This window comes from Sediminibacterium roseum, from assembly GCF_009939005.1.
GTDB classification, from domain to species: Bacteria; Bacteroidota; Bacteroidia; order Chitinophagales; family Chitinophagaceae; genus Sediminibacterium; species Sediminibacterium roseum.
Map to the genome: position 1 here is coordinate 24,399 of NZ_JAACJS010000004.1, position 23,829 is coordinate 48,227.

At 42.7% G+C, this 23,829-nt stretch carries 25 protein-coding genes and 1 pseudogene; 1 reads left to right on the forward strand and 25 read right to left on the reverse strand.

Annotated elements, in window-relative coordinates; translation table 11 throughout:
• Positions 1–213: 213 nt before the first annotated feature.
• The 13 genes from GWC95_RS04740 to GWC95_RS04800 form a co-directional block, all read right to left on the reverse strand.
• Positions 214–2,310: a heavy metal translocating P-type ATPase gene (locus GWC95_RS04740; RefSeq protein WP_161817550.1), complete on the reverse strand. Its 2,097-nt coding sequence runs from the start codon at positions 2,308–2,310 to the stop codon at positions 214–216.
• Positions 2,311–2,320: 10 nt separating this feature from the next.
• Entirely contained in the window at positions 2,321–3,022 is a 702-nt protein-coding gene (locus tag GWC95_RS04745; protein WP_237722080.1) for a hypothetical protein, read from the reverse strand.
• Positions 2,962–4,278 (reverse strand): Nramp family divalent metal transporter, encoded by a 1,317-nt coding sequence (locus tag GWC95_RS04750; RefSeq protein WP_161817552.1) that lies wholly within the window; start codon positions 4,276–4,278, stop codon positions 2,962–2,964. The genes GWC95_RS04745 and GWC95_RS04750 overlap by 61 nt, the downstream gene beginning before the upstream one ends.
• Positions 4,279–4,510: 232 nt before the next feature.
• On the reverse strand, positions 4,511–5,188 hold the full coding sequence (locus GWC95_RS04755; protein ID WP_161817553.1) for a DUF1345 domain-containing protein: 678 nt from the start codon (positions 5,186–5,188) through the stop codon (positions 4,511–4,513).
• Between the two features lie 15 nt (positions 5,189–5,203).
• Positions 5,204–6,106: a cation diffusion facilitator family transporter gene (locus GWC95_RS04760; protein WP_161817554.1), complete on the reverse strand. Its 903-nt coding sequence runs from the start codon at positions 6,104–6,106 to the stop codon at positions 5,204–5,206.
• Between the two features lie 26 nt (positions 6,107–6,132).
• Positions 6,133–6,600, reverse strand: a complete 468-nt coding sequence (locus tag GWC95_RS04765; protein WP_161817555.1) for an MgtC/SapB family protein — start codon at positions 6,598–6,600, stop codon at positions 6,133–6,135.
• 150 nt (positions 6,601–6,750) lie between these two features.
• Positions 6,751–7,122 carry a SpoIIAA family protein gene (locus GWC95_RS04770; RefSeq protein ID WP_161817556.1) on the reverse strand — a complete coding sequence of 124 codons (372 nt, stop codon included), beginning with the start codon at positions 7,120–7,122 and terminating at the stop codon, positions 6,751–6,753.
• Between the two features lie 22 nt (positions 7,123–7,144).
• Positions 7,145–8,335, reverse strand: coding sequence for an efflux RND transporter periplasmic adaptor subunit (locus GWC95_RS04775; protein WP_161817557.1), 1,191 nt, complete (start codon positions 8,333–8,335; stop codon positions 7,145–7,147).
• 12 nt (positions 8,336–8,347) lie between these two features.
• Complete coding sequence (locus GWC95_RS04780; RefSeq protein ID WP_161817558.1) at positions 8,348–12,724, reverse strand: CusA/CzcA family heavy metal efflux RND transporter; 4,377 nt, start codon at positions 12,722–12,724, stop codon at positions 8,348–8,350.
• Positions 12,725–12,727: 3 nt separating this feature from the next.
• Positions 12,728–12,913, reverse strand: coding sequence for a hypothetical protein (locus GWC95_RS04785; protein WP_161817559.1), 186 nt, complete (start codon positions 12,911–12,913; stop codon positions 12,728–12,730).
• A gap of 83 nt (positions 12,914–12,996) precedes the next feature.
• Positions 12,997–13,320, reverse strand: coding sequence for a DUF6660 family protein (locus tag GWC95_RS20045; protein WP_394351247.1), 324 nt, complete (start codon positions 13,318–13,320; stop codon positions 12,997–12,999).
• 78 nt (positions 13,321–13,398) lie between these two features.
• On the reverse strand, positions 13,399–13,632 hold the full coding sequence (locus GWC95_RS04795; protein WP_161817561.1) for a hypothetical protein: 234 nt from the start codon (positions 13,630–13,632) through the stop codon (positions 13,399–13,401).
• A 101-nt stretch (positions 13,633–13,733) separates the two neighbouring features.
• Positions 13,734–14,411, reverse strand: a complete 678-nt coding sequence (locus GWC95_RS04800) for a hypothetical protein (protein ID WP_161817562.1) — start codon at positions 14,409–14,411, stop codon at positions 13,734–13,736.
• A 166-nt stretch (positions 14,412–14,577) separates the two neighbouring features.
• Between GWC95_RS04800 and GWC95_RS04805 the strand changes: the two genes are divergently transcribed.
• On the forward strand, positions 14,578–15,153 hold the full coding sequence (locus GWC95_RS04805; protein WP_161817563.1) for a DUF4136 domain-containing protein: 576 nt from the start codon (positions 14,578–14,580) through the stop codon (positions 15,151–15,153).
• A gap of 180 nt (positions 15,154–15,333) precedes the next feature.
• On the opposite strand, the gene GWC95_RS04810 is transcribed toward GWC95_RS04805, so the two are convergent.
• The 12 genes and pseudogenes from GWC95_RS04810 to GWC95_RS04860 form a co-directional block, all read right to left on the reverse strand.
• Positions 15,334–15,567 (reverse strand): hypothetical protein, encoded by a 234-nt coding sequence (locus GWC95_RS04810; protein WP_161817564.1) that lies wholly within the window; start codon positions 15,565–15,567, stop codon positions 15,334–15,336.
• Between the two features lie 226 nt (positions 15,568–15,793).
• Positions 15,794–16,051 carry a GDCCVxC domain-containing (seleno)protein gene (locus tag GWC95_RS19955; RefSeq protein WP_317164091.1) on the reverse strand — a complete coding sequence of 86 codons (258 nt, stop codon included), beginning with the start codon at positions 16,049–16,051 and terminating at the stop codon, positions 15,794–15,796.
• Positions 16,037–16,381: pseudogene (locus tag GWC95_RS19960) on the reverse strand (MerC domain-containing protein); the annotation flags it as partial. The gene GWC95_RS19955 and the pseudogene GWC95_RS19960, both read right to left, overlap by 15 nt.
• 102 nt (positions 16,382–16,483) lie before the next feature.
• Positions 16,484–16,999, reverse strand: a complete 516-nt coding sequence (locus GWC95_RS04820; protein ID WP_161817566.1) for a hypothetical protein — start codon at positions 16,997–16,999, stop codon at positions 16,484–16,486.
• Positions 17,000–17,034: 35 nt separating this feature from the next.
• Positions 17,035–17,844, reverse strand: a complete 810-nt coding sequence (locus GWC95_RS04825) for a hypothetical protein (protein ID WP_161817567.1) — start codon at positions 17,842–17,844, stop codon at positions 17,035–17,037.
• 42 nt (positions 17,845–17,886) lie between these two features.
• On the reverse strand, positions 17,887–18,375 hold the full coding sequence (locus GWC95_RS04830; RefSeq protein ID WP_161817568.1) for a heavy-metal-associated domain-containing protein: 489 nt from the start codon (positions 18,373–18,375) through the stop codon (positions 17,887–17,889).
• A 39-nt stretch (positions 18,376–18,414) separates the two neighbouring features.
• A complete protein-coding gene (locus GWC95_RS04835; protein WP_161817569.1) occupies positions 18,415–18,870 on the reverse strand; it encodes a heavy metal-binding domain-containing protein in 456 nt (151 codons plus the stop codon).
• 91 nt (positions 18,871–18,961) lie between these two features.
• Positions 18,962–19,348 (reverse strand): HYC_CC_PP family protein, encoded by a 387-nt coding sequence (locus GWC95_RS04840; RefSeq protein WP_161817570.1) that lies wholly within the window; start codon positions 19,346–19,348, stop codon positions 18,962–18,964.
• Positions 19,349–19,424: 76 nt separating this feature from the next.
• Positions 19,425–20,492 (reverse strand): hypothetical protein, encoded by a 1,068-nt coding sequence (locus GWC95_RS04845; protein WP_161817571.1) that lies wholly within the window; start codon positions 20,490–20,492, stop codon positions 19,425–19,427.
• Positions 20,493–20,518: 26 nt separating this feature from the next.
• On the reverse strand, positions 20,519–21,715 hold the full coding sequence (locus tag GWC95_RS04850) for a sialidase family protein (protein ID WP_161817572.1): 1,197 nt from the start codon (positions 21,713–21,715) through the stop codon (positions 20,519–20,521).
• Entirely contained in the window at positions 21,708–22,208 is a 501-nt protein-coding gene (locus GWC95_RS04855; RefSeq protein ID WP_161817573.1) for a TlpA family protein disulfide reductase, read from the reverse strand. Before GWC95_RS04855 ends, GWC95_RS04850 begins: the two co-directional genes overlap by 8 nt.
• Positions 22,209–22,279: 71 nt before the next feature.
• A complete protein-coding gene (locus GWC95_RS04860; RefSeq protein ID WP_161817574.1) occupies positions 22,280–23,527 on the reverse strand; it encodes a hypothetical protein in 1,248 nt (415 codons plus the stop codon).
• Between the last annotated feature and the right edge of the window lie 302 nt (positions 23,528–23,829).

The following is a 23,829-nucleotide window of genomic DNA, read 5'->3' on the forward strand; positions in this document are numbered from 1 at the left end:
ACAGATTTAACATATCCAACCAGCCCTGCTTTCGTATCTTTAACACCCACTAAAATCAATTATAATGAACAGAACATATTGTTACAAATGCGTAATCGTACTGGCTTCACTTATGGGTATGGCCAGCCTGATGTCTTAAATTCATTTTTATGTAATGGGCAAAAAAATGCGGGTTTTATACCCGCATTTTTTTTGCTTTTAGCCCATTGTTTATCACGGCTGCGTGTCGTCAAATTTAATCCGCTGTATTCTTACTGCATTTAAGATCGCCAGTAAAGCAACACCTACGTCTGCAATTACGGCTTCCCATAAAGTAGCAATACCACCGGCACCCAGGATCAGCACGATCACTTTTACAGCCATGGCCAGAATGATATTCTGCCATACTATCTTGCGGGTAATCTTTCCAATTTTTATCGCTACCACTATACGCATCGGCTGATCGTTCTGGATCACCACGTCTGCTGTTTCGATTGTTGCATCACTGCCCAGGCCTCCCATCGCAATACCCGCATCTGCGAGCGCCACCACAGGTGCATCGTTAACTCCATCACCTGCAAATGCAATATGCCTGCCTTCGTTTTTCAGTGCCTGCACCTTTTCTACTTTCCCTTCCGGTAAAAGATCTCCATATGCTTCATCAATACCTATCTGTTTAGCAACATTGTCTACCACAGCCTGCTTGTCTCCGGATAGCATCACTGTTTTGATGTTGAGTTCATGCATGGCTTTGACCGCGGCTGCTGCATCCTCTTTGATCTCGTCAGCAATGGTTATATAACCGGCATATTTACCGTTCACACTCACCGTAACAATGGTATCTGCTATAGATTCAATTTCTGCGGGATAACTGATATTAAACTTTTTAAGCAGCTTAACATTACCCGCAAGCACTTCTTTACCATCCACTTTGCCTTTCAGACCGTGGCCCGCTATCTCTTCGATATCCGTTGCTTTTGCGAGGTCCCCCTTCTCCTTTGCATAGTCAGAAACAGCTTTGGCAACCGGGTGGGTAGAATTTGCTTCAACAGCAGCAGTCAACTTTACCAGTTCGTCTTCCGACATATCCTGCGGTTGTATTTTCTGTACTTTGAAGACACCCTTGGTCAGTGTGCCTGTCTTATCCATGACGATTGTATTGATCTTTGTCATGACATCCAGGAAATTTCCGCCTTTGAACAGTATCCCGTGCCTGGATGCAAGACCGATACCGCCAAAGTAACCCAAGGGAATGGATACTACCAGCGCGCAAGGGCAACTGATGACCAGGAACACCAACGAACGGTAAAACCAGGTCTGAAAAATATAGTTGTCTACAAAAAAGTAGGGAACCAGGCATACGCCAAGTGCGAGCAGGAATACGATGGGTGTATATACTTTGGCAAATTTTGAAATAAAGAGTTGCGTCTGTGATTTACGCGCGGTTGCATCCTGCACCATTTCAAGAATGCGGCTGAGTTTACTGTCTTTGAAAAGCGCGGTCACTTTGATTTCAGCAACACCGTTGAGGTTGATCATACCAGCCAGCACTGCCTCGCCTTTGCGTTTGGTATCAGGCTTGCTTTCTCCAGTGAGCGCTGCAGTGTTGAACGAAGCGCTTTCAGAAATCAGTTCACCATCAAGTGCTACTTTTTCTCCCGGTTTCGCCTGTATGGATTCCCCGACCAGTACTTCTGCGGGCGATACTTCCAGTGGGCTACCGTTACGCAACACCGATACTTTATCGGGGCGCACATCCAGCAATGCCTTGATGCTTTTTTTGGCGTTAGCGACCGCTGCATCCTGGAACCATTCCCCTATACAATAGAACACCATGACTGCAACACCTTCACTGTATGAACCGATAATAAATGCACCGATCGTTGCAACCGACATGAGAAAAAATTCGTTGAAAAAATCAGCCCGCTTCGCTTTGCGCCATGCCATATCCAGCACGCGCCATCCTGCCAGCAGGTAAGCTGCGAGGTTTATGATAAGATCGGGCAATGGGGGTGGAACATATCTAAACCCGAATTTGAGCACCATCAATACGGCTAATATCGCAAGCGCCAGCAGAAGATCCCAGTGCGATTTCCAGCCCGTCGTTTCTGCTCCTCCATGATCATGCCCATCATCGTCACTATGTTCCTCTTCATCCCCGTGATCGTGACCGTCGTCTTCAGTGTGTTTTTTTTCACCGTGATCATGCCCGTCATCTTCGCTATGTTTCTCCGGTTTGCCGGATGGTACAGCAGTTCTTTCTGTCGCCTCCGGTTCAGATGATTTTTCAGCTTGCTGATCATCCTGCGTGTTGTAACGATCTTTTGCCATGGTATTAAATTTAAAAAATAAAAAATGATAGTATACCTGTTATGATAAGTGTGATGCCTGTAATGATGCCTGCATTATGTTCCAATGCATGCCAGTTAAGTTTTAGCAAACCCTTATATGCCCGTGACACCAGCCATGTCATGCCAGCGGCTGTAATAACTACATACATAGCAGCTATAATTACCACCAGCCATTGTGACTGGGTGCCAGCCATCAGAAAATAAGCTTCGATTTCCATACATGGCGAGAAAAACATAGCTAGTACCAACGCAATAATGATTCGATTTTTGCTATAAATTTTCTGCGGCACATCCGAGAGTTGAAAATGTTTATGCCGGTGGTGACGGTAGATAAAGAAAGTTCCAAGTATGATGAAAATAATTGGGGCCACCAGGTGCGTAAAATGATTGATCTTTTGTGCCATTGAATTCCCCAGAAACCCTAATAGGAGGCCAATGACAACCGTGCTCAGCCCGTGCGCCAGTGCTGCCACCAGGGTCACTTTGGAAGTTTCAGCAGCCGACCATTTTTCCCTTCTTCCTATGGCAAGTACTGGTAGCCAGTGATTGGGAATAATGGCGTGTAAAACACTCAATAAAAAACTTCCGATAAGAATACTGAACATTTGTTTATTTATTTTCTCTCGTTTTTTTAAAACTGTAAATAGATCAGTGCAATAGCAGCAACTGACATTATTATCAGCGTAAGCCATCCGAGTACGTTGGATAGCTTACCATTTGTATTCTCTTTCATAATCTTCTTATTATTGGATATATGCAGGACAATCGCTATCAGTATAGGCGAAGTTAATCCATACAGAATGGCTGTATACAGCAGTGCCTTGATTGGGCTGATACCAAAGTAGTTAATGGAGAGTCCGAGTAAAAGTGAAATGATGATAACAATATAAAAGGATTTGGCCCGGTAAAATTTTGCATCCAGGTTTCCCTTCCAGCCAAAAGTTTCAGATACAATGTAGGAGAGAGATCCACTTAAGACTGGTATAGCAAGAAAGCCGGTTCCGATTACCCCAATGGTAAATATCAGGTAGGAAGCTTTTCCTGCCACAGGCTCCAATGCCTTAGCCGCCTGTTCTACTGTATCTATTTGTGTAATTCCATTGGCAAACAGGGCGGTGCCGGTGGCAAGGATGATAAAAAACATAACCAGGTTGGACAGCAGCATTCCCAGGTTTACATCAAGCCGCATTTTAGCAATCAACAGGCTGAGGAAGTTTTTTGTTTTTGCCTCTAAGACTTTGGTGTCCTCATCCCTTCGGGCAATTCTATTTCTGGCGAGTATGAGCTGCCTGGAAGATTTGACGTCTTCGGCTTCCATGGTAACCTGCCAGAAAAAAAGATAAGGCGATATGGTTGTACCTAAAATAGCAACAAGTATTTCAACAAACTCTTTATTGAAATGGATGGTAGGAACAAACGTATTTTTAAGGACTGCTCCCCAGTCCGGGTGCGTAAAAAACGGAACAGCAATGTATAGGAACAAGGAAAGGCATAGGTATTTCAGGACAGACACGATCTTTTGGTAAGGAAGGTAGACTATCATAACAATCAGAACCGCAGTAAACAAAACGCTGAATAAAAGAGGTGATACCGAAGGAAAGATCAGGTTTGCGACCGCACCCATGCCCGCGATATCTGCCCCAATATTTAGGATGATCGCTGGGACACTGAAGAGAAGCATCAGGTAAAGTATCGGTTTGGAATAATGTTTCTTAAGTGTTGTGGTCAATCCAACCGAAGTCATAATGCCGATGCGGGCGCACATTTCCTGGATCGCTGCCATCAGCGGGAAAGTGATCAGCGAAGCCCATAGGGTCGCAAGGCCGAATTTCGCGCCCGCCTGGGAATAGGTGGCGATACCCGACGGATCGTCATCACTGGCACCGGTGATCAGCCCTGGCCCTAGGGCTTTAAAAAACTTACTAATTTTTGCTGAATATTTTTTCATAGTCGGTTCGCCGCTTTTTTTTTGCGTTTTTGTTTTTTACAAATGCTATTCTCAAGTACACAAATACTGCTAAAGGTGTCAGCATGTTTACCGTTGTCGAAAATCCGGACCTGAAAAAGGCATGGTGAAAAAATGAATACGCATTGGTTGCAATACAAACAACAATAAGTGCTTCAAGACAATAAAAATATTTTTTCACTTTCCCTGTTTTTAATTGTTTACTATTTACACACTATTTGCCAAATCCCGCAATGGTATTAATGGTCAAAGCCACTATTATCGTATTAAACACAAACGAAATAAGACTGTGCATCAGCACAAAACGCCTGATTACCCTTGATTCAACCTGCACATCAGAGACCTGGAAGGTCATACCGATCACAAAAGAAAAGTAAGCGAAGTCTACATAGTCGGGGGCTTCTTTGGAAGGGAAACTGATACCGCCCACATTGCTTCCTGTTGCCAGTGAATTATGATCGTGATACAGATGCGCATACCGGATGGTAAAAATGGTGTGCAATAGTATCCATGATAAGAGCACAGGCGACAATGTGATTGTCATGTAGAGTATTTTATCCATGTAAGGTTCTGACTGACTGCTTAAAAGCAACAACGTGGCAAATACGCTGAAACAAAGCGCAACGAGCACAATGGTAAAAATTACTTTTAATCCTTCATCCTGAACAGCCACGACGTCACAGAGTTCTTTTTCTCCGGTTGAAAAGAAGAGAGCCCAACTCAGTGCGATCATAGTAAGGCAGAAGGCATCCCATGCGAGGATCATGCGGCATTGCATTTCAATGTTGGTAAGCCTTAAAAGAAAAAAAACAATTGCAGCCATGCAAATAGCAAATAGCAGTTTGGTTATGCCGCTGGTTTGTTTCAATTTCCTGTATCTGATCTTTTTCATGATATGGCGCATGGATTAAATATTATTAAGAACGTCCTCTGTTTTGTCGATGTGTATTTCGATAGTGGTGTGGTTAATTTTAAATCTGGTAGCCAGCAATTCTTTAAGTGACCGTGAAATTTCGCTGGCCTCTTCAAGTGAGGTTTCGGGTTCCATAATTACATGCACACTTAAGGCATACATACCTGAAGTAAGTGTCCAGATATGGAGATCATGAATACTGATGACACCAGGCTTGGCAGTAAATAGGTTATTCACTGCATTGTAGTCTATATCTTTAGGTACGGCTTCGAGTAAGATATTCACCGACTCTTTTAAAAGATTATAGGTCCGGGGTAATATAAAAAGGCCAATGGCAGCGCTCATAATTGGGTCAATGTATAACCATCCTGTCGCCAAAATGATACATCCCGCAATAATCACTCCCACAGAACTCAACATGTCGCTTACCACCTCCAGGAATGCTCCTTTGATATTGATGCTTTCCCTGGAACCGGATCTCAATATCTTCATCGAAATCAGGTTGATGATTAACCCGCAGAAAGCCACCACCAACATAGGGATACCAGCTACAGCGGGCGGGTTGCTGAACCTTTGCCAGGCTTCGTATAAAATGTAGCCGGAAATAAACAACAACACAACCGCGTTGAGCAGTGCCGAAAAAATTTCCGTGCGGTAGTAACCGTATGTCTTCCATGCATTGCGCGGCCGGGAAGACATCCAGATAGCAAACAGCGCCAGGCCTTGTCCTCCAACATCCGTAAGCATATGTGCTGCATCAGATAATAAGGCAAGGCTGTTGGACATAAAACCCACCACCACCTCGATCACGAAATAGACGAACGTAATAATGAAAACGGTTTTAAGTGACCGGTTGTGTTTACCTCCTGCTGAAAGTGCAACAATATCCTGTGCCATAACTGAAAAATTCTTGGATAATGATTTTAGTCTTCGTCTTCGTGATGCCCCGCACCCTTAACCATTCTTTTCTTCCACTGAATATACCATTTCTGGTGGTGCAGGGAAAGGAGAAAATACAGGGTCAGTGCGCCAGCCAATGCTATGATATACATATCCAGGCCGATAGCCACCCCCACGGCAGCAGTACACCAAACAGTTGCTGCAGTAGTAAGCCCGTGCGAAGTGCCTGCACTGTTGTTTCGATAGATAATTCCCGCGCCAAGGAAACCAACACCTGTCACAATGTTAGCAATCACCCTGGAGGCGGCAGCAGGGTCACCGGTGAGATGACATGCGATAGCTGTAAATAGTGTCGAACCAATACATACAGCAGCATATGTCCTGATGCCTGCATCCCTCCCATGTATTTCCCTGTCATACCCGATCAAGGCACCGAGTATAAAAGAGGCCAGTAATTTTACGATGATGATGAGTTCAAATCCGATGTCCATAACTTGCATTTAAATTTTTCTTTTGCATTTGCTTTCTCCAACAATACGCCCTTTTCACTAAACAATATTTCGCCTTTTGCAGTATTGTAAAAAGCGGGAAGAATTGCTGGGATTTTTTACATTTTAAGGTATTTCAGTCAAAACACTTTTCTACACCTCGATCCATTTCATCGCTTTTTTGCGATCCTGCAAACCAAAGCATCGAACGTCTGCGTTTGGTGCAATTCCTTTTATTACTGTTAGAAATACCTGCCATTTTTCAGTCGCAACTATCGCTATTTTCTCCATCGCTGCTGCGCGTGGGAAAGCCAGCTGGTAATCACCATCGGTCGCCGGTTTGCTGCAATAACTTTCGTCTAAAATGGAATTATCATCTATTTCAAAATACCATCTGACCTTCTTGCCCCTGCTTTCAATGTTGTGAACAAGCGGAAGAATCTTCGCATACCCGGCAGCGCTCAACATGGTGTCTGTGCGGGTAGCGATGATATTGTTATGCGTAAATTCAAGCAGTTGAAGCATCTTGTAAGAGGTTTAAAACTGATTATTCTTCTTCCTCTTCCGAGTTGTTCATTTTAGATAACAGGTCATAGGCACCTTTGATTACAATCTTGCTTTTGGGGTCAAATTTTTCAGGCAGGATCACGGCCGTAAAACCGTTCTCCGTTACGCCTATACCCACTTCGACCCTTCTGAACGAATGGTGCTTTTCTTTGTCCGCTGTTTTTGTGTTTTGCTCTCCTTGTTTGGATGGCTCTTCCACAAAAATGTAATGCTTTCCACCTGAAGGCACGACCGCAGCCTGCGGCAAAGCTGGTGTGCTGGACGTACCGATTTCAACGATGGCATTGACGAACATACCGGGCAGCATATTGCTGGTTAATCTTTCAATAGCGGCATGCACTTCCACGGTCCGGTCGGTATCGATGTCTTTACCAATCAGGAATACTTTGGCCGTACGTTCTACGCTGTCACCGGTGGCACGGAAGCGTACCTTTTGCCCGAGTTTTATATTCGGCAAGTCTTTTTCAAACACTTTAACCCTGATCATGATGTTATTGGTATTGGCCATATCAGCCATCAATTCGTTGGGTCCGATGAATTTGCCGACGTTGGAATATACGTGGGTAATGTAGCCGTTGGTCGGGGCATAGATACGGGTTACGGAAGTAAAATTACCGGCCTTAACGCTGGACGGGTTAATGTTCATGATTCGCAGCCTGGCCTTCAAGCCCTCAAGCCTCGCATTCATGGTGTTGTATTCACTCGTTGCTTTCTGTAACGATTTGCGCGCTGCGATGTTTTCTTTCACCAGTTCTTCCTGTCTTGTAAGATCCTGCTGTAAAAAACTGAGCTGGCTGCTGGTTTCCAAATAATCCTGCTGCACCTGAACAAACTCCGGATTTTCAATGGTGGCGATCAGTTCGCCTTTCTTCATGTATTTTCCTTCGATGACAGTGGTGCTCCTGATCGACCCTCCATAAGGTGAAGTAATACTTACCAGATCCTGTGGGGGAACATCAATGGTGCCGGATGCCTTAATATAGTTGCTTAAGTTGGTAGTGATAACCCCACCGAAACGGACATCTACAGTCTGGAACTGTTCATTGGTAAATTCAACCACATCCGGGTTGTGTTCCTCTGCCTTCTCTACCTGAACTTCTTCTTTTTTGGAAGAACAGGCTGTAAAGAAAAAAGAAAGGGTGAGTGCTATTGCATAAAGTGTTTTGCGCATGGTAGTAAAAATTTATAAACCTGTAATTAATTCCAGTTCGATCGCTGACTGGTTGTATTGATTCAATAATTCGATGTATTGGCGGCGGACACTGTTTGCATTGTTCAGTGATTGAGACAACTGGTAGTAATCCATTTCTCCGGCTTCAAATGCGCGCTGCGAGGTACGTATGAGCAGCTGTGCCTGGGGAAGTGCCGTTTTGCGGTAATAATTCAGCTGAATCGTAATTCGCCGTAGGTCAGAAAGGAGTAATGACCCTCTTTGTGAAAGGCTGAAATAAAACGCCTGGACTTCAGCTTCCCTTCGCTGCCGGTTGATCTGGGCCGCACGTATCCGCGCTTTCTGGGGTCGGGCAAAAATCGGTATGCTGATACCTGCCTCAATGCCCTGGAAACGTTTACCTGCGCCATAATATTTAGGAGACCCGTTTACATCGTAGGTACCTACCAGTGACTGATTAAAATAGCCCACGTTAAAATCAGGCAGGAGTTTACTCTTTTCTACGCTGATCTCCTTTTCCGCAACGGCGATTTGTGACCGGAGTGCCTGTAGCTCAGGGTTATTACTGAGCAAGCCTGAATCGAGATTCATTACAAGATGTTTTTCTACCAGAAGTGTATCTGCAATCCCGCTGAGGCTTGAGTCGAAAGTGAAACTGGCCAATTGTCCGAGATCCGTCCTGATCTGTTCCCCAAGTTGGTTGCTCTGCGCGATGGCTTCCTGGAGCTGGGTATTGGCGTTGTATTTCTCCAGGATATTGGTTTCACCGGCCGTAAAGCGGGTGTCCGCTGCTTTGAGTACCCGCTCATATAGGCTAACCAATGTGTCGTTAAGCCTGCGTTGTTCCTGCCGGTAAATCAACCTGTAGTAAATGCTTTTAACCTGGTAAGTCACCTGGCTTCTATAGATGCCCACCTGCAGGCGGCTCGCATCGATCGATGCATCGCTGAGTTCGGAAAGCCGTTTTAAGTAAACAGGGTTGGGAATGTTCTGCGTAATGGTGATGTTGTTGTCATACACGATCGGACTGTTATACTGCCCCAGCGTTAAGGTGATATTGGTTTTGCCGATATCTTTTGCCGCCCCTTTAAGCGCCTGTTGGTAATCAATGTTCAGGTTGCCCGCCCTGATGTTAGGGTTGGCATCCAGCGAACGGCTTATGGCCGACTGAAGGTTGATCCTTGTATTGGTGGCAGTAGCCGGCACCTGTGCATTCACTGTAGCTGAACCGCCCAAGAACAATAACAACATGGTCACTACCGCCGTCACTTTTTTGGGCTCTTTACCTTTGCCGAACCTTTCAAAGAAAGTGTAAAGCACAGGCAGTACAATGAGTGTTAGCAGTGTTGCCGTAAGCAGCCCACCAATCACAACTGTCGCTAGCGGCTTTTGTACCTCGCCACCGGCACCGGATGAAAGTGCCATAGGCAGGAAACCAAGTGAAGCCACTGCTGCAGTCATCAGTACCGGCCGCAATCGGATAGCGGTTCCCTTCATTATGATATCATTTAAATTGGTTAGTCCAGTTTTTTTAAGCCGGTTGAATTCCGAGATAAGAACGATCCCGTTCAGTACGGCAACGCCAAAGAGGGCGATAAAACCTACACCGGCTGAAATACTGAAAGGCATGCCGCGGATCAGCAGTGCGAACACTCCGCCGATGGCTGACATCGGGATTGCGGTGAATATGAGTAAAGAATATTTAAAGGAGCCAAATGCGAAATACAGTAACAGAAGGATAAGCCCCAATGCTACAGGTACTGCTATGGAAAGCCTTTTGTTAGCTTCTTCCAGGTTCTTAAACTGACCACCGTAAGTAATGTAATAACCCACCGGCATTTTGATCTTCTGGTCAATTTTCAGCTGCATTTCTTCTACCACAGATGCGATGTCTCTTCCACGAACGTTAAAGCCAACTATGATTCTGCGTTGCGCCTGTTCACGCTGCACCTGGTTGGGCCCTAATACCAGATTGATATCTGCCACCTGTTCGAGCGGAATCTGGGTTCCGTCAGCAGCCACCACAAAGAGCCTGCGTACATCTTCAATACCCTGGCGCTCGGCCTGTTGTAATCGGATAACAAGATCAAATCGCTTCTCTCCCTCAAATACGGTACCGGCCTTACCACCGGCAAAGGCAGTATTGATTACCTGGTTGATATCGGATACATTTAGACCAAACTGTGCGATCTTGTCACGGTCGAGCTTAACTGAGATCTGTGGCAGACCACCCACCTGTTCTACGTACAGGTCCTCTGCCCCTTTGACTGTGGGAACGATACTACCGATCTTTTTAGCCAGTTCGGCAAGCACCTGCATGTCTTCCCCGAATATTTTAATGCCCACGTCCTGGCGCACTCCCGAGATAAGCTCATTAAAACGAAGTTGTATGGGCTGTGAGAAACCAAAACTTACACCGGGGATTCTTTCCAGCGCTTTTTTCATTTTCTCAGCCAACTCTTCGCGTGTACCTGCGCTCACCCATTCTTTTTTGGGTTTAAGAATAATAGTGATGTCTCCAGCTTCGATAGGCATGGGATCAGTAGGTATTTCAGATGCACCGAGTTTACCAATTACTTCTTTCACTTCCGGAAATTCTTTGGTGAGTATATTGGAAGCCTGGGTTATTTTTTCAACAGTCTGGCTTAGGGAACTTCCCGTCAACAACCTTGTTTCAACCGCCAGGTCGCCTTCTTCCAATTGCGGGAGAAATTCTCCACCCAATTTAGAGAACACGAAAAAAGCAATAACCATCAGAGAAACTGCGATCAGTACCACTATTTTTTTCATGCGCAGGGCGCCTCTGAGAACAGGTGTATAAATACGATGGAGGAAATCCATCATCTTATCTGAGAGATTTCGTTTATGTTTTATGTTTTTGCTGAGAAATAACGCACTCATCATGGGAACATAAGTCAGTGACAGCAGGAAGGCGCCAAGGATAGCAAAAGAAACGGTCTGCGCCATTGGCCGGAACATTTTACCTTCTATGCCTACCAGTGCCAGGATAGGCATGTAAACTATAAATATTATGATCTGCCCGAATGCTGCCGAGTTCATCATTTTTTTTGCCGACGAGCCCACCTCGCGATCCATCTCCGCCTGGTCAATTCTGCCCTCTTTACGGCTGGCAAGGTGATGCATTGTAGCTTCAACGATAATGACCGCTCCATCTACGATCAGCCCAAAATCAATGGCGCCAAGGCTCATAAGGTTTCCCGATACGCCAAAGAGATTCATCAGCGAAATGGCAAAGAGCATGGCTAGTGGAATCACGGAGGCAACGATCAGGCCTGAGCGGATATTACCCAGGAAAACCACGAGTACAAATATGACGATCAGCGCTCCTTCTATGAGATTTTTCTTAACCGTATCGATCGCCCTTCCTACAAATTCACTGCGGTCAAGGAAGGCTTCGAGCACCACACCTTCGGGAAGGGTCTTCTGTATCTGTAAGACTTTTTCTTTGACTCGTTTGACTACTTCGCTGGAGTTACTGCCTTTAAGCATCATAACGATTCCTCCAACAGCTTCACGATCGTTTCGCGTCAGTGCGCCATAGCGATTGGCTGCCCCAAAACCGACGGTTGCAATGTCGCGAATGGTAACCGGGAAACCGGATTCAGTTTTTTTCACCACGATGCGCTCGATATCACCGAGGTTGGTAATGAGACCTTCACTGCGTATGAAATAAGCGTTTGGTTTTTTATCAATATAGGAACCACCGGTATTCTGGTTGTTTTTTTCCAACGCGGTAAATATGTCCCCAATGGAAATATTGTAACTGCGCGTCTGGTTTATGTTCAGGGCGATCTCGTATTGTTTTAAGAAACCACCGAAACTATTGACCTCAGCGATGCCGGGTGTACCGAGCAGTTGCCTCCTTACATACCAATCTTGAAGGGTCCGCAGGTCGGTTGCATTATATTTATTTTCAAAACCTTTTTTGGGATGAAGTACATATTGGTATATCTCGCCGAGTCCGGTAGAGATAGGTGACATTTCCGGTTCTCCGGTGCCGTCCGGTATTTTGCTTCTTGCCTCCGGAAGCCTTTCAGCTACCTGCGAGCGGGCCCAATAAATATTGGCATCATCATGAAAGATGACGGTTACCACTGAAAGCCCAAAGCGGGAGATAGAGCGAACCTCCTGTATTTCCGGAATCAGGGACATGGTCTGTTCCACCGGGTAAGAAATGAGCTGCTCTACTTCCTGGGCGGCCAGTGACGGACTAACTGTGATGATCTGTACCTGGTTATTGGTGATGTCAGGAACCGCATCGATCGGAAGTTTGTTTAGAGACATTACGCCCCATATAATGAGGGCAAAGGTGAAAATGCCGACGACTAATTTATTCTTGACAGAAAAATCTATGATCTTATTTAACATGACCTATAAATGATTTGAAATCAGATGAAAGTATTTCAACAACATACCCGCCATAGCCAGCAGCAGAACAATAGACAGCACAACAATGGTAATGGACTTGGTAATTCGGATCCATTTTGGTTTAACCGGGTCTTTTATTTTGCTATAAACAATTTTCTGCTTGCGGCCTGGCGGCTTTGACTTAGCCATAACCACACTGGTTGGATAGTGAGAAAATGATGATAGTCCGTGCATTAAGCACAGCAGAATTCGTGCGTTTTAGCGCACTACAATTAAGCTATTAACTGCGGAGGTTGCCAGATGGGCAAGGATATACCGGTGATGTCACCAGGTAAATAAGAAGGTATTTTGTTAATGTAAATCTGAGGTGGCATTTCCAAAGAGAGGAAACTTGTTTTGATAAATACATTGGCGCAGCAACCGCAATGGCAAAACGGCGGGCAAAGATCATTGTTACCCTGGTTTTCTTCGTGGTTGGTTTGGGCAGTGATTTCTGTGTTTGCTTTTCCAGCTTTCATAGCGTTGCCCCTGTCTGCACACGGGAGAAGACTCAGTCCCAGTACAATAAACGTTAATATGAAAACGGTAATACGCATGAGGTGCAAAAGTAGGGTGTTTATCGGCAAAACAATTTATTAGATAGGGTAAAAAATCACAATGTGGTTGCAATTACATTATATGGAGTCCTCAGGTTCCGTTTCAATAAGTAGTTTTTCCAGCCTGTCCTGCACTTCTGCAGGTAGTTCCGGATCCAGCTCCAGGTTAAAAGTATGGCTGGTTTCATCAGTTTTCAAAATAAAGGTCTCTTCAAAGCGTTTATGCAGTAAAAGTGAATCATAACTGGCCTTTAGTCCTGATACCCCCATTTCAAAAGAAGTCCGCCATTTTTCCATTTTAAGCCCATCCATACATGTATTTTACAAAACAGTGGAAAAAATCGTGCCCACACTCCAAATCTTTGCCAGGGGTAAGATTTTCCTTAAAAAATGAGAAACAGGTACGCTGAGAATTAATTATCAGGATCAAGGATCGAGTGAAAAGCGGCAAGGTCTCTGTCAATATCAAAGGGTGACTTAATCAGAATGGAATTGTAGCTGCCTAGCTGTTTGGCAATGGAAACTTGAAAAAATAACTCGCTTTCCAGAAGAAACCTTTGGATTTCCGGGACAGCTCCAGATTGTAAAAAATGAAGCAGGGCTCCCGATCTGTTTGGGCTGAGTCCGAAAAGACTGCATTGAGATGAGGCTTCCCCAAACAGGTCTTCCGGAAGAAGGGAAAGATCAGGAAAATTGTTCGACGCAAAAAGCACAACAGATGGGTTGGCAGTATCATAATTCATCGTTTGTACAAACCCTTTGTCGGCGCCCAGGCCGTCAACGTCATTTGAAAGCAATTCAAACCGCCACCGTGATGCCCCGAGCCATAATAAGATGTCTGAATTTTCCGTATCTGGAGACGGCGGCAATAAAACATATTTGTCCATTTTACCACAACAAAAATCCGCCAGTGCCAAATAGTGGCGGAAAAGACTGCTATATATGATAGGGTCTACAGGTTGAAGGCCTGTGGCCGGATAGGATAAGCTTCCGTCAGTCAATCCCGGCATTGATTCGTATGCGGGCGGTTCGACATAGAGATAAGTAAACAGTCCCTTTATTTCTTCTTTTCTAAACTGGATAGGGGTCATGAGTCAAAAGTAGTTCTTGTGCCAATTGGAAAGACTTTGGTACAATTATTTTACAAATAAATTTGCAGGTTACTGGACGCTCCTAACCTCAACAGCATTGTGAGCGATTTAACACGACCTTTTTTGGTTAGTGCCTAGTTTTTGACCTATTTAAAAAAACACCTTTATGAAAAACCCGTTTATAAAACTCTTTTCTCTTTTTGCCGTTTCCGCTATACTGTTCACCAGCTGTTCCTCAAAGGCTTATATTCAGCGGGATGACACCGTCGATCTTAGCCAGTACAAAACATTTGCATGGTCAGAAACACAGGAAGTGCACGAGCAGAAAAAACACAACGACATTCAGGAAAGTAAAATCAGAAATGCTGTAAATCAAAGTCTGATAAGTGCAGGATGGCGGGAGGATCCCACAAACCCGGACGCTGTTTTAGCTTATGATGTACTTGTTGAAAGAAATACCCGAAGAACAAGTGATCCTGTCTACACGCCCTCTTATTCGCGCATGTATTACAACCCCTATACAAGAAGATTGGGAACTCTTTACTATCCCTCCCGCTTTGCCGGTTATAACAATTCGCAATATCAGGTAACGGAAGGTACTTTAACCGTAAGTTTAATCGATGCAAAAACAGACAAAACCTTCTGGCAAGGCTGGACAACAAAAGAGGTAAATACCAAACTGTTATCAGATCAGGAAATTGAAAGTTCAGTAAAAAGCATTTTCAAAAAATTCAGTAAGTAATCAAATCTAAATGCTGATTAATAAATGCTTTTGTTACTCCTTACTTCGTTGGAAGGATAGTCTATCTGCAAAAAAATTGCATTAGATCTATAATAAGGTGGTGTGAAAACTATATGTCTTAAAAATCATGTTTAAGATTACCCGATTAAAAACAATTTTTAATCGGGTAAAATCTTAGGGTTACTTCCTAGGATGATGTTCTTTCTCTTTATGATGCTCATCATGTTCATGATGCTCTGCTTCCGGGTGTTTTTCCAGCACATTAGGATCCGTATTCCCATCGTGATGTTCAGGATGTGGATGATGTTCCAGTTCCTGATGATGTTCAGCATGCTCATGCTGTTCCGGGTTCGCTTTACCTGTGCCAGGCGTTTGGTTGACACCGTCTTTTTTTTCTTCGTTATTGTTTGTCATAATTTAAATTTTATTAAAATATGAAAAAAACATGCCACCTCTCTACTTAGATTAACCTTCTGAGGTTAGCATCTCTGCATCTTTGCCTGTCCACTATATTCTACGCTTTGTAGTTATTTAAATAGCTGGTTACGCTACCTGGTCTAATTAGGTAAAATGCCATACAATCAAAATAGACTATTTGATATCTGCCATCTTCCGCGCTGCATCAAATGCTCACCTTGGGCTAACAACAGTTCTCTCCCCCCTGCATTGGCGGACATTTCACTGTTCCATAGCTGCAAAAAACACAGCAGTCGCCTTGTTTTGGTTTTAAGCGTGTTTTGCAGTTTTTGCACTCGTAAAAAAAAGTACATGCATTTGTTGGCATTATTTCCTCTTTTGAATGGCCGCATTCCGGACATTTAATAATGGATCGCAATACAATTTCATTTGCTTTGTGAAGCCTGTTTCTTTGAAAATTCCAAATGGTTGCCGCCAACATTCCAAACATTCCGGCGTAGAGAAAATAAATCCAATTGTCGTTATCATTAAAATGATATGCGTAAAAAATGAGAAGCCCACTGGGAACGGCCACCAATAATGGATACAAACAACCATGTTTTCGGTAAGAAATATAAAGCCCAAGTATTGAGACCAAAACCATAGCCTGAAAGATCCACATCGTCCAGCCACCAAAAAGTTCCGCGCTGCCCAATCCAAGAGCAGATGCCGCAAATGCAAAAAGCGGGAAACAACAGGGTGAAAATATTGCTGTCAGAAATAACCCTGCTGTACCGAATTTGTCTATATTTTTTGAAATTTTAAATGTCATCTATTACCAGGTAATTTATTTGTTTAAATTTCAATACTGTGTTTATTGTAACTTTTTGGGTTCCGGTATGTTCAGGGCAGGCAGTACGGTAATTGGTTATTTTCATGTACTAAGTCTTTTTATTTGCCTAAGCATATATCTTCGGATAATCTGGCTAAAGGGCCTTACAAAGAACCAATAAGCCCTAAATTTTGATTTCATTTCCCTGCTACCACACCATATTCTTGTTTCAGTTGAAACCACGCATTTTGATGAACCTTGTTCTTCAACCTTAAAATTAATCACTGCTTTGATTATTCTCTGTCCTTTCGTTTCAATAAATAGCGACGGTGAAGAAATTGATACGCAGCCATTGAACATGGGACTTTCTGTAACTATTCCAAACACAATTTCGTCTCCAGGGTTTTCTTCTAATTTGATAAAGCCCATTTTCGTAAGGCCTTCGATAGTATATGCTCTTTTCGGAATCCCTCTTAACCAGAATAGTAATGTAACTACCGTAGCCCCGCTTAAATCACGATGTAACATTTTGTGATAGATTTCATTAGCTGGACCATTCGCTTTAATGGAATGAAATTCTTTGAAATCGTAAACAGAAACATATTTATCTATTAACATTACTCGTTTTTAGCAGAATCGTTCAATCCCTCCGTTTAATATGCATTGAATAAATTATACTCTAACCGCACAAACAACCCGTTCGGGGCAGTACGGTAAAGTGAACTGCTCATTTGTTGCCTGTAACCTATATCAACCCTGGCAACACTATTAAAGATAAGCTGCATAGAAGGAGCAATATCCATATAATATTTGCCTGATCCCAGATTGAATTGGTTAAGGAATTCCAACATCAGGTTAAGATTGGTTTGTTTATAGTCCGTATACTCTTTCGGCAACATCAATTTACCGATAGATAATGTATAATTGATCGCCTGCCTGTCCAGATTTCCGTACGGAAATTTATTGTTGCCGCCGTTGTCCAGTGTTTTGATAAATGAAAGGCCTGATGAAATCGCCACTTTGTGGAGTAACTGTGTAGCAACGATACCGGCCTCAAATCCTGTATTGTGACCGTACAGGTTGATCTCTTCCTGGTGAATATCGCTGTTATTAAAACTGTACCTGCCAAATGCTGCCATACGAAAATGTTTCTGCACTTCATCATTGCTCAGGAAGCGGTATTTGGCATAGATGCTGCCACCCTCTACGGATAATCCTTTGTTTCTGTTTGATAGAAAAGCATCAAAATGAACCATGGTGGTTTTGGAAACGCCAACCATTATCTCAGGTATCATGTGATAATTGGATTTGGCTGTGTAAGATTCCGGCATGATGAAATTATTCAGCCGAAGGCCGATACTCTTGGCAGCCATGTTGCTGGCCGGTTCTGTATACACATATAGTTCCTGCGCCATGCTGCTGATCGAGATCAGCAACAATGCAGTAATTAGTTTGGTCTTCATATAAAAAATTAAAGGGCTTTGCCGCTAAGCAAAGCCCGATGATTAAATGGTTACATTATACACGCCGTTTCCGCTGGTTGGGGCAGCCAGTGTATTTTTCTTGAAATCCTTTGTTGATACAAATCCTTTATCAACGATTCTTACCTGTTTTGCGCCGTTCAAGGATTTTTCTTTTGCATTAAGAATGTAAAAAGTTTTATCACCGACCTTAACGGGTTCGTTGGATTTTATTTCTGTATTATTGAAATTCACAAAAGCAACAAAGCTCGCAACAGTAAACCCCGCATCTTCTACTTTCTTTTTCAGTTTATCGAAATCAACAGAAGAACCCTCCTTAAAGGTTATTTCGAATGTAGACGTTTTGATATTTGGATTTACAGTCTGCACAAAATCGATTGTCTTTAAAGCCTTATTGATAGAGTTACTGCACATGCTGCAGGTTAAACCACTTGCCTGCAGGGACACCTTTGAAACCTGCGCATTGGTTGCTATCGAAATTATTGCTGCTATTAAAAAAAGAAATGTTTTCATGATATAATTTTTAGGTGATCGTCTTTTTAAAAATAATTACTAATCTTTCGTTGTAGGTTTTACCGCTGTTAAGGCCATACCACATTTTGAACACTTGCCCGGTTTATCGCTGGTGACATCTGCATGCATGGGACACCTATATCCATTCATCACTTCCATTTTCATTTGTTCTTTTTTGGAAAGATTCAGGTTCTTCCCGCATTTGGAACACTGGCCCGGTTTATCGCTTATCACTTCCGGGTGCATTGTACATGCATATTTTACAACACCGGCCTTCATCAATTCTTTCTTAGAAAGATTGAGAGCCATACCGCATTTAGAACATTTTCCCGGCTTGTCACTGGTTTCTTGCGGATGCATTGGACACGTATAGCTAATAATAGTAGTGGAAGCCTTAGCATCTTTGATACGGTCTGATTTATTGCTTTGCGCGTTAACAGTATGAGTAGTTGCTAATGCAAAGAGCATAGCAAACAGTATTTGAAACTTTTTCATTTGTAAATATTTTATTAATTATTAATAGTAGAATACAAGCATTGTAGAAATGCCTTTTACCCGCAGGAGGCGGGAATTACAGAAAGAAAAATCAAATACGGAAATTACAGTTGCGGATAAAAATAGGTACTGCTCCCCAATCCGGCGGTGCGTGAGATACAGGATAGTCAATAATGATTGACTGAACGTAACTGAAATAAGAATATGCAGGAACACTTATATCGGAAACAACAGTGAGAAACTGGAAAGATGATTCAGATATCTTCTGGTCCTTTTCGATCTGCAGTTTTTTCTGTTCATCTTTGCAGCAGCCCTTATGCCCTGCCTTCTCCATGCCACAAGTGCCGCAGGAACCTTTTTGCTCCTGTTTCATATCGACGGTCATCAGCTTACCCATACAATAATGCAAATTGATGGTCGCGCCGCTTGAAACGGTGAGATATGCAACAGCTAATATGGTAACCAGTAGCTTTTTCATTTTCTGCTGATGTAAATATAAACTTTTTGTAGGCTAAATCGAAATTACGCTATGTTAATAAATGAGTTGAGGCAGCCTATTCTGACAATTTTGGTTGCTTAAAAAGAATCAATTTATTAAATTCCCATACGTAAAACACTTTGTCCTTATTCAATACAAAGGCTTTCAAAAAACTACCTCTAACGGTAGTCATTTCTTCACCTTCGGAGCTGATGATTTTTGCCGATTCTCCTTCCTGGTAGGTAATTAACCATTTATCATTTTTTGGATTGTACGTGATGGCCGGCCCGCGACCATCTACTCTTTTTATTTCTGGTTCTCCTGGCCTGCAGGTATATACGACACCTTGCCGCTGCCACGTAGTTTGTATGCCTCCTTTATTATCAATGACGAGACCACCTCCATCCATCGGACACGCTTTCAGCGGCCAGGTGCCCTCTCCAAGTTTTTGAACAGGTCTAAAATTACGTCCGGCGTTAGTTGATTGAAGCAGGTACATATCACGTGATCCGCTAATCCAGTTGCGAAACATAATTGCCACTTGATTATTTTTTACCGTGATGTTGGGTTTGCAGCATTCACATACATGACCATCCGGCGACTGGTAAATCAGTGTGTTTTTTGACCATGCTTTTTGTGTCGGATTAAGGTAAGAGAAATAAATATTATTTTTTTTCTCCAGGCGGGTGTCCAGCCATACAGCATAATAATGATCATTTTTATCTGCGGCCAATCCCATTAAGCCTTCCGGCGCTGAAGAGCGCAGATCATTTACATAACCTTTGCTGATCCACGCACTCTTGTTATTGTCCAATTGGAAAAAATGAATATCACCTGCTTTATCCATTGCGGTAATAAGTGAGGTCGTAGCTGAGCTGGCAATCTGCGGCCCTCTTGACATCCCCAAATGCATCCCGGTAACTTTGCCCACAAGAACAGGGATGGAAAATGTAGTTCCCTGGTTAACGGAAGTCGCACAAAATATGCTGTCATTTCTACCAAAAACAACACGCATCACGCCTTTGGGATCTACACTGATTTGAGGTTGTGTTCCTGCACCTATTACCCCACTATCTGGTGCTTTCCATGAAATCGATAATGAAATTGTGATCAGGAAATATTGAAATAGCATAAGTTTTTTCATAAAATATCTATAATGACATTAAGAATTTATAAAGCGAGTCGTGCTGTATTTATTTTTTTTAATTTATCATCCGTCCAGGCAAATAAAATACTATTCCCAGATTTTGTCATTTGCGGGAAACCGCTTGATCTTGATTGCGATGATGATGCAATTGTAATTGAGGACTCTTTTTTGCCATCTGCATGGATTTTTGCAGCTTTGATGGCATCACCTTCCATCCAACTCACCATGGCAGTTTTATCATCGAGCAATACAATATCTACCCGGCCAATGGCTTGCCCCTCATCAACACGGATCGGAGTGCCGAAACTTGCCCCTCCATCTTGCGAAAAAACAACGCTAACCTGTCCTTTTTTATCCGGTGATGTAAATCGTGCTACAGCAATATTATTGCCGTGTGCATCAACCCTTGGGCCATTAACAGGACAGCCAGCGATCTTCCAATTATCCGGAAAGATCGTTTTAGGTTCTGTCCATTGGCCATTTACCAAACGGACAATAGATATATCCCTTATCTCGTCGTCAGAACGGTCGCGATAAATAACGACAGGACCATTTGCTGTGATCGCTGCTGTTGTTTGACAGCAGTCACACACCCTGCCATCGAGTTCCCATTCTGCAGATTTGGTTCCTGATTTATCAATGATAGCAGCTCTCAGCGTCATCTGTCCATGGTGCCCTTCGCTATGCCCACCTTCACCTTCGGAGGCGGCATTTCTTCCATCAAGCCACGCAACGAAAAAATTATTTCCATAGGGAACAAGTGAAACAAATCCATGTTCCGCCTTCTTGCCATCTTCATTCAGAATTCTTGAATTACTCCAGGTATTTCCAGCGTCAGCAGAGGTGATTAATTTTACATCATACGTGTATTTCCCTTTTTCGCTTTTTTCAAGAAAATGAGCCACCATGCCGCCAGATCCATCTGAAGCAAGCATAGGATAATCTGCCCAGTTAACAAACCAGTTGTCGCCGGAACTGATAACAGTTGGCTTTGACCATTCATCTCCATTCAGCCGAGAAAAAAGAAACGTACTTTTTTCTTTCGCTTTCTCAACCCATGAAAGAAAGTTGACACCAGCGGAATCTGTAAATAAAAACGGTTCCCCACTGACTGAGTCCACATTTAGAACAAGCGGCTTTACATTGCTTTGTTCTGCTGATTGATTTTTACAGGCAATAACCAAAACGGTTAATGCCAAAAGAAATAATAGTTTATTCATGTTGTTGGATTATTTTTTTGATCAGGTTGATATTCTCACTTTCACCCCAATTGCGGGAGCCCATTTCCGAGAAAACAAGTTTCCCCTCAGGATTAATAATAAAAGTGGTTGGTAGCGCCTGGATATTAAGCGATTCCCCGTTTTCCAAATGAACATACTTGAATTTATAATTATGGTTGATACTAAATGATTTTATTTCTTCTACACTCTCACTTGATGCCAGCAGGAAAACTATTTCTTTATCGTTCATCATAACCTGTGCCTTTTCTATTGACGGCATTTCTTCTATACAAGGCTTGCACCAGGTGGCCCAGAAATTTATAAAAACTGTTTTCCCTTTATAGTTTTCGAGACGTATCGGTTGACCTTTTAAATCCATTAACCTGATTTTGGCAGTTTCCGAATCATTTGAAACAGAGTTGTTTTTTTCAGTCTGATGACAACCCAGCGCTCCCATAAGCAATAGAATTGCAAGCTTTCGTATATACATCATTAACCTGTGGTTTTGAAAGTTCGAGTATAGTGTTAAAAGGAATAAGTTCAAGATAATCTAACTCCCTTAATCTATACAGATTTTGCAATTTTTTCCATGATATGATGTGTTTCTCCAAACCTGCAAAGTGCATCACAATGCTGCCGTAAATCAGAGAACATTATATATTTAATAATTACTTTATTTTGCCTGATAGCTGGACGCTGTAACTGTAATACAACATCTTTCTCTCTTTTATCAGGCACAATTAAATAAAATACTTCATCTCCGTCAGCAATGGTAAAAGACAAATCTGCCAGCCGAAGGATCCCGGAATAGATACTTGTGCTCTTTTCCACTTCAAAAGCTGCAATCACATTATTAGTTGCCTTTTGGAACCATAGTACATCAATCAGCTTCACTGTGTTGAGGGTATCTTTCTCTAACTCTATAGTGGGGAATTGCTGTAAACTGATAAATGAAAAATTAGCACCACTAAATGATTTTGACCGGTCATTTGATGCAGCGATTACATCATATCCTAAAGCATTACCTATTTTTAATAAATGATACTGCATTTCTGTATGTAAATCATCTTCTGCCTTTTCCTGTTCCACAGCTTCTCGCCGTTTTTCGATGAGTTTTTCTATCTTTTGACGTTCGTTCTGAGAAAGGTATTCATCCGCGCCCAATACAAGTTTTTGAGAACCTATTTCAAAAAGAAGCCCGGCGACAGCACCTAAATCCGATGACAGATCTCCACGATGCTGGTTATTTGTATCTATCAATACCTCCCTTAATTTCAAGTATTCGCTCCAGCTCCCTAATTTTTTTTTATCCTTAAAGAGGAAATTGAACCCATTGATAATTGCTGTATTAAAAGGAGGAATGATGGTTGGATGTAGAAAATACAGAATGCTGGCAACAGCAGGACCTAACCCCTTGATTTTTTTATTATCAAGGGTAATGATTTGCCTGATAATCTGTTCTTCAGTTTTAGCATTCAGGCAATTTTCAAGGAACTGGCCAAATCCCTGTTTATTTGATTCATTTTCATAAATATCCGGGATACGGAGTTTGGGTTTCCAGTAAAATGGGTGTGAAGCACCTTCAAAAACCTGTTTTTGTTCTGCAATGCAGGAGAGAACAAATTCTAGGGATGACCCTTTAAAATCATTAGGGAACCGATGTGACTTTATATCCTCTACAACTTGCATTACCCCCCTTCGAATGGAGCGAAAAGCTTTTAGCCGTTCTTCATTGTTTATGAACCATGTATTATAAACTGACTCTTTATCAGTTTTGTATTGCTGAATAATTTGAGATAAGTTTCCTTGCATGAAGTACCGGGTAAAAAAGGCAGAGGCAAAATAGTTATATTTCCTGATTAGTTGGTTGTTTTCTGGGAATGCTCATGCATTGGCATTTTTAAATAAAATAGATGTTCCATTCTGATTATTTATGAAGCCGGTAAAGAATTAATGCAAATACCCATGGCAAAGTAAAAATTAGCAATTGTCTAGTCCTAAAATAGCTTTACAGCAATGCCTCTAGGATGACTGAAAAGAAAAAGCAGAAAAGCCAACCAAGCCCGCTCAGCAAAGTGCCATGGAAGCGGCGCAGTAAAGATGAAATGGAGTTA